Origin of the sequence: Thermobacillus xylanilyticus (genome assembly GCF_907165215.1) — a bacterium.
Taxonomy (GTDB): Bacteria; Bacillota; Bacilli; order Paenibacillales; family Paenibacillaceae; genus Thermobacillus; species Thermobacillus xylanilyticus.
The window spans coordinates 17,468-24,465 of record NZ_CAJRAY010000094.1; the positions used below are offsets into that span (position 1 = coordinate 17,468).

Sequence of the window (6,998 nt, forward strand, 5' to 3'; positions counted from 1 at the left end):
ATCCGCTTCGCCACGCCGCGAAATCCCGCGCCGTACATTGCGGAGAAAGGCGAGGAAGGCGAGGAGCGGTGGGTTGTCCTCGAGCTCAAGGTAATGGCCGACGTCGGTCTGGTCGGCTATCCGAGCGTGGGCAAGTCGACGCTGTTGTCCGTCGTGTCGGCGGCGAAACCGAAGATCGGCGCTTATCACTTCACCACCCTGACGCCGAATCTCGGCGTCGTGTCAGTCGAGGAAGGGCGGAGTTTCGTCCTGGCCGACTTGCCGGGGTTGATCGAGGGGGCCGCCGAAGGCGTCGGCCTCGGACATGAGTTTCTGCGCCACGTCGAGCGGACGCGGGTCATCATCCACGTCGTCGACATCTCCGCCTCGGAAGGCCGCGATCCGTACGAGGACTGGAAGACGATCAACGCGGAGCTTGCGAAGTACAACGAGAAGCTGGCGCAGCGGCCGCAGATTATCGCGGCGAACAAGATGGACGTGCCGGGAGCGGAGGAGAACCTCGCCTCGTTCCGGGAGCGGATTGAAGCGGAACTGGGAGAGAACGCACCGGAGATCGTGCCGATTTCATCCCTGACGAAGCAGGGCGTGCGGGAACTGATGTTCAAAGCGGCAGAGCTGCTGGACAGCGTGCCGGAGACGGTGTCCGCCCAGGAGCTGAAGGAGACGGCGGACCGCGTCGTATACAAGTTCGAAGAGAAGGATGACGACGCGTTTGCGGTGCGCCGCGAGGATGACGGCACGTATGTCGTCGAAGGCGCCCGGATCGAACGGTACGTCAAGCGGATGAATATGAATTCCTACGATGCCGTCATGCGGTTCGGGCGCGTCATGCGCAACATGGGCGTGGACGCTGCGCTGCGCAAAGCCGGCTGCCAGGACGGCGATACGGTTCGGATCGGCGACTTTGTGTTCGAATTCTTCGAAGGCGCCGATTATGTCGAAGAATGAAGGAGCCGCCCGGCGGCTCTTTTTCTTTGGCAAAGTCCCGCTTCATGCATGGAGCCCCCGCCTCCCCGCAGGATGTGCTGTCTTATTTTTCGCGGAAAACAGTCAAATCTCACTTGCGGGCGGCGTACCGATCCTGTATAATGTCCGCTATAGGTGAACATTTGTCTTCGCAGGGAGGACGTTTCATGGCGGAACGTTATTTTGTCGTTCGGGAGGATCTCCTGCCGGAGGCGATCGTCAAGACGTTCCGGGTGCTCGACATGCTGAAACGCGGGGAGGCGGAGACCGTTCACGAGGCGGTGGAGCGGGTCGGCCTGTCGCGCAGCGCGTTCTACAAATACAAGGACGGGGTTTATGCGCTCGACCAGATCGAGCGGGAGCGGATCGTCACGATTTCCATGGATCTGGAGCACCGTGCGGGCATTTTGTCGAAAGTGCTCGCTTACGTGGCGGAGTGCGAAGGCAACGTGCTGACCATTCACCAGAGCATCCCGCTGCAGGGACTGGCCAATGTCGTTATTTCCGTCGATATATCCGGCTTGTCCGCGCCGCTTCCGGTGCTGATCGACGGCATACGGAAGCAGGACGGCGTCCGGCGGGCGGCCGTCGCGGGACAGGGTTGACAAGAGAGATCATGGCAGTGGAGGAGAGACGTATGAAACCGGTAAAAGTGGGGCTGCTCGGACTCGGTACCGTCGGAACGGGCGTGGTGCGCATCGTCGAAGGCCACCGCGAAGACCTGATCGGCCAGGTCGGTTCGCCGATCGAAATCGCGCGGATTGCCGTCAGACAGCTCGACAAGCCGCGCGCCGTCGCGATCGAATCGGCGAAACTGACGGACGATCCGTGGGAAGTCGTGCGCGACCCCGAGATCGACGTCGTGGTGGAAGTGATGGGCGGCGTCGAGCCGACGAAGGCCTACATTCTCGAAGCGCTGAAGCTCGGCAAACACGTCGTCACCGCGAACAAGGACCTGATGGCGCTCTGCGGCTCCGAGATTCTGTCCACGGCGCGCGAGCACGGATGCGACGTCATGTATGAAGCGAGCGTCGCCGGCGGCATCCCGATCATCCGGACGCTGATCGAAGGGTTCTCGTCGGATCGGATCGACCGGATCATGGGGATTGTGAACGGCACGACCAACTACATTCTGACGAAGATGAGCCAGGAGGGGGCTTCCTACGAAGAGGTGCTCAAGGAAGCCCAGCAGCTCGGCTACGCCGAAGCCGACCCGACCTCGGATGTCGAAGGTCTCGACGCGGCGCGCAAGATGACGATCCTGGCGACGATCGGATTCCGGATGAACGTGGAGCTTTCGGACGTCGAGGTGCAAGGCATTTCGAAGGTGACGAAGGAAGACATCGCCTGCGCGAAGAAGCTCGGTTACGAGCTCAAGCTGGTCGGCATCGCCGACCGGCAGGACGACCGGATCAGCGTCAGCGTGCAGCCGACGATGGTGAAGCGCGATCATCCGCTCGCGTCGGTCAGCGGTGTCTTCAACGCCGTCTTCGTGCGCGGCGAGGCGGTCGGCGAGACGATGTTCTACGGCGCCGGCGCGGGCGAGTTGCCGACGGCGACTTCGGTCGTGGCCGATCTGGTGGCCGTCGCGAAGAACCTGAAGCTCGGCGTGAACGGCAAGCAGTCCGCGGCCGTCTTCAAGGAGAAAATTTTGAAGTCCGAAGCGGAAGTGGCGTATAAAAATTTCCTGCTGCTCCGCGTCCAGGACCGCGCCGGCGTGCTTGCGCAGATCACGCAGGTGTTCGCCGAACACGAGGTCAGCCTGGAGTCGCTGTTGCAGCAGCCGACCGCCTCGGATCAGACGGCGGATCTCGTCATCATCACGCACGATGCCAGCCGGGCCGCCATGAGGCGCGTCCTGCAGGCGTTCGAATCGCTGGATGTCATCAAGCAGATCAAGAGCGTCTATCGGGTTGAAGGATAAAACTTGCAGCCCGAGTCAGGTCAATCCCATTTGCGCGAGAGGAGTCCATCATCCTGTTATGCTAGGTCAAGACAACCCGCACATGCCGGGCGGGAACTGCCCGTCGGAATCTGCCGGCGCTTCTGCAGCAGGTGAGCGATGATGCGCCGCGTACTGGCGAAGGTGCCGGCCAGCACCGCCAATCTCGGCCCCGGGTTCGACGCGCTCGGCATGGCGCTGTCGCTCTATTCCTGGATCGAAATGGCGGAGGCCGATGACGGCAAGGCCCGCCTCGAATTGTTCGGCAAGGAGCTCGCCGGCCTTCCCGCCGGCCGTGACAATCTGATCTACAAGGCAGCGCAGCTTGTGTACGCCGAAGCCGGCGTGCCGATGCCGGAACTGCATATCGCGGCATACACCGACATCCCGCTGGCGCGCGGCCTCGGCAGCAGCGCGGCCGCCATCGTCGGCGGTCTTGCGGCGGCGAACGCGCTGATCGGCTCGCCGCTGCCCAAGACCCGGCTGCTGGAAATCGCATCGGATCTGGAAGGGCATCCCGACAACGTCGGCGCCAGTCTGTTCGGCGGCATCGTGGCCGCATCCTGGGATGGCAGCCGGGCGGAGCATGTCCGGCTCGATCCGCCGCCGAATCTCGAAGTGCTCGTCGCGATTCCGTCGTTCCGTCTGCCGACCGAACGCGCGAGACACGCGCTGCCCGAGTCGTACAGCCGCGGCGACGCCGTGTTCAACGTCGGCCGCAGCTCGCTGCTCGTGGCGGCGCTGGCCTCCGGCCGGCTCGATCTGCTGGGGTTCGCCATGCAGGATAAGCTGCATCAGCCGTACCGGGCCGCGCTCATCCCCGGCATGTCGAAGATTCTGGCCGAAGCGCCCGAGCACGGCGCGCTCGGCGCGGCGCTCAGCGGCGCGGGACCGACGATGCTCGCGTTCGTCGACAGCGAGAGCACGCGCAAGGCGGAACTGGAGCGCTTCCTGCTCCGGACGTTTGCCGAAGAGAACATTGCGGCGGAGACGCTGTGGCTGAAGCCGGCGCCCGCCGGACCGGAAATCGTCGAATCCGGCGCGGACGCCGTCCGGGTACCGCTCTTCGAACGGATCAAAGGAGAAGTACGCGCATGATCAAGGTTGCATTGCTCCCCGCGGGATCCACGTCGGACGAAGCCGCGCGGCATTTGTTTGGCGACACCCCCGTCGAATATCGCTATTATAGTGTGATCGCGGACGTCTTTCTCTCGACCGTGTCCGGCGAGACCGATTACAGCGTCATTCCGATCGAGAACACGATCGAAGGATCGGTAAGCCTTCATGCGGACTGGCTTGTCCACGAGGTTGATCTGCCGATCCAGGCGGAATGGGTTTATCCGTCCATCCAGAACCTGATCGGCCGCCTGGCCGAGACGGCCGGACCGGACGGCAGCCCGGATTTCTCGAAGATCACAAAGGTGTTCAGCCATCCGGTGGCGATGGCGCAGTGCACGAGGTTTCTGAGGGAATATCTGCCGCATGCCGAACGCGAAACCGTCGGCTCGACGACGGAAGGCATCCGGATCGTGAAGGAGAATCCGGGCAACGGCTGGGCCGCGATCGGCACGTTGGGCGGCGCCCGGCTGCACGGTCTGGACGTGCTGCGCGCGCAAGTGACGGATCACAACAACAATTACACCCGCTTTCTGCTCGTCGGCCGCGAGCCGTTCACGCTGCGCCGTTCGGACAAGGCGAAGACAAGCATATTGGTCACGCTGCCGGAAGATTACCCGGGCGCGCTGCATCAGGTGCTGTCCGCATTCGCTTGGCGGCGGATCAATCTGTCGCGCATCGAGTCGCGTCCGACGAAGAAGAAACTCGGCAGCTACTACTTCTTCATTGATTTGGAGATGTCGCTCGAAACGGTTCTGCTGCCTGCGGCCATCGCCGAGATCGAGGCGATCGGCTGCCAGGTTCGCATATTGGGCAGCTATCCCAGCTTCGCATGGGAGACGTAACCCGGAACTAAGCAACGAACTCTCAATGGAGGTGCAACGCACGCATGGCACAGCAGTGGATTTACCTGAACGGCGACTTCGTCGCGAAAGAGGATGCCAAGATTTCGGTCTACGATCACGGTTTCCTGTACGGCGACGGCATTTTCGAGGGGATCCGCATCTATGACGGCAACATCTTCCGGCTCAAGGAACACCTCGACAGGCTGTACGATTCGGCCAAATCCATCCAGCTCGACATTCCGTTGACCTACGAAGAAATGCAGGAAGCGGTCGTGGAGACAGTGCGGCGCAACGAGCTCCGGAACGGTTACATCCGGCTCGTCGTCTCGCGCGGTCCCGGCGACCTGGGGCTCGATCCGCGCCGCTGTCCGAAGGCTTTCGTTATCATCATCGTCGAACAACTCGCGATCTATCCGGAAGAAGCGTACCGCAACGGGCTCGTGTCGATCTCCGTCTCGCCGCGGCGCAACATCCCGGACGCGCTCAACCCGAAGATCAAGTCGCTCAACTATCTGAACAACATCCTCGTGAAACTCCAGGCGAATCTGGCGGGCGTCGGCGAAGCCATCATGCTGAACGCACAAGGGTATGTCGCCGAAGGTTCGAGCGACAACATCTTCATCGTGAAGAAAGGCGTCGTCTATACGCCGCCGTGCTGGGTCGGCGCGCTTGAAGGCATTACGCGCGGCGCGATCATCGAGCTGTGCGGCAAGCTCGGCTACCCGCTGCGGGAAGAGCCGTTCACGCTGCACGACGTCTATACGGCCGACGAAGTGTTCTTCACCGGCACCGCGGCGGAAGTCATCGCCGTGCGCGAGGTCGACGGCCGTACGATCGGCGCCGGCAAGGCGGGCCCGATCACGACGCATCTGCTCGAAGAATTCCGCAAAATCGTCACGGTGGACGGCGTTCAGGTTTACAAGTAAAGATTCAGATTTGGCGGTCTGCTCCGTCGGTTCCGGCTATTGGCCGGACAGGCGGGGCAGATTTTTTTTGCCGGCAACGGGGACACCCGCCCAGCGGATGCATAGGATGTTAACGACAGGCAGCGGGGGCGCCTGCCCATCAGCCGCTGAGCATGAAGAACGTGACAGGAGGTCATACGGTTCGTGAAGATCTATACGGTCAAAAAAGGCGACACGTTGTCCGGTATTGCGGCCAAACACGGCGTCACGGTCCAGGATCTGCTGCAATACAACCCCGGCATCCAAAATCCGGACGTCATCGACGTCGGCATGAAAATCAAGATTCCGGCGAAGAAAACCTACGCTCCCGCCGGCGAATGGATGCACAAGCACACGGTGGTCCAGGGCGATACGCTTTGGAAGCTGTCGAAGGCTTGGGGCGTGCCGCTCGCGGATTTGATCAAAGCGAATCCCCAGCTCAAGAACCCGAACGTCCTGATGACCGGGGAGATCGTCTATATCCCGAAACCCGGCGGCCACGCGGCGGACGGCGGCAAGCACGGCGGCCATTCGCATGAATATCCGCAGGAGCTGCACCATATTGGCGCGGAAGGTCCGATCCCGGGCAAAGCGTTCACCGGCGTCATCCCCGGCAAAAAGCCGACAGCGCCGATCGAGCAGCCGAAACCGATCGATCTGTCGAAGCTTCAGCCGGCCGCCGAGGTCAAGACGGAACCGCCGAAACCGATCGAGCATCAGAAGAAGGTCGAGTATCCGAAGGAGGCCGAGTATCCGAAGAAGGTCGAGTATCCGAAAGAAGCTGATTATCCGAAGACCGAGTATCCGAAAGAGGGCCATTATCCGAAGCCGGTCGATTGGACGAATCTGCCGAAACCGGTCCCGCTGCCGATGCCGGAGCCGATCCATCAACCGATGAAGCCGTATTGTCCCGAGCCGCACCATGCGATATATCCTGAGCACCATGCGGCTTACCCGCCCCACGGCGCAGACTTCCCGGACAAGGCGAAGCATCCGTTCCATCAAATTCCGATGCCCGCGCTTGAGGCGTTCGCACCCGGGGCTGTTGCCGGAACGGGTTATCCGCCTTACGGCATGGCCGGTCAGCAGGATGTACCGGGCTACGGAATGGGGTACGGTACGCCTTATCCGGGCATGGCGGCCGCCGGTACGGACTGGCCGACGGCCGGCGCGCCCTGGGGCGCG

Annotated in this window: 7 protein-coding genes; all 7 read left to right on the top strand. The window is 62.2% G+C overall.

Going from position 1 to position 6,998, the window contains the following annotated elements; all coding sequences use genetic code 11:
* The coding region (gene obgE, locus KJQ12_RS17620) for a GTPase ObgE (RefSeq protein ID WP_213486533.1) at nt 1-948 on the top strand (948 nt) is incomplete at its 5' end.
* A 185-nt stretch (nt 949-1,133) separates the two neighbouring features.
* Nucleotides 1,134-1,571, top strand: a complete 438-nt coding sequence (locus KJQ12_RS17625) for an ACT domain-containing protein (RefSeq protein WP_015255377.1) — start codon at nt 1,134-1,136, stop codon at nt 1,569-1,571.
* 32 nt (nt 1,572-1,603) lie between these two features.
* Entirely contained in the window at nt 1,604-2,890 is a 1,287-nt protein-coding gene (locus KJQ12_RS17630) for a homoserine dehydrogenase (protein WP_213486535.1), read from the top strand.
* Between the two features lie 141 nt (nt 2,891-3,031).
* Nucleotides 3,032-4,006, top strand: a complete 975-nt coding sequence (gene thrB / locus KJQ12_RS17635) for a homoserine kinase (RefSeq protein WP_213486582.1) — start codon at nt 3,032-3,034, stop codon at nt 4,004-4,006.
* Nucleotides 4,003-4,869: a prephenate dehydratase gene (gene pheA / locus KJQ12_RS17640; protein WP_213486537.1), complete on the top strand. Its 867-nt coding sequence runs from the start codon at nt 4,003-4,005 to the stop codon at nt 4,867-4,869. The genes thrB and pheA overlap by 4 nt, the downstream gene beginning before the upstream one ends.
* A 44-nt stretch (nt 4,870-4,913) precedes the next feature.
* Nucleotides 4,914-5,795 carry a branched-chain-amino-acid transaminase gene (gene ilvE / locus KJQ12_RS17645; protein WP_213486539.1) on the top strand — a complete coding sequence of 294 codons (882 nt, stop codon included), beginning with the start codon at nt 4,914-4,916 and terminating at the stop codon, nt 5,793-5,795.
* Nucleotides 5,796-5,978: 183 nt separating this feature from the next.
* On the top strand, nt 5,979-6,998 hold a 1,020-nt coding region (locus tag KJQ12_RS17650; RefSeq protein WP_213486541.1), incomplete at its 3' end, for a LysM peptidoglycan-binding domain-containing protein.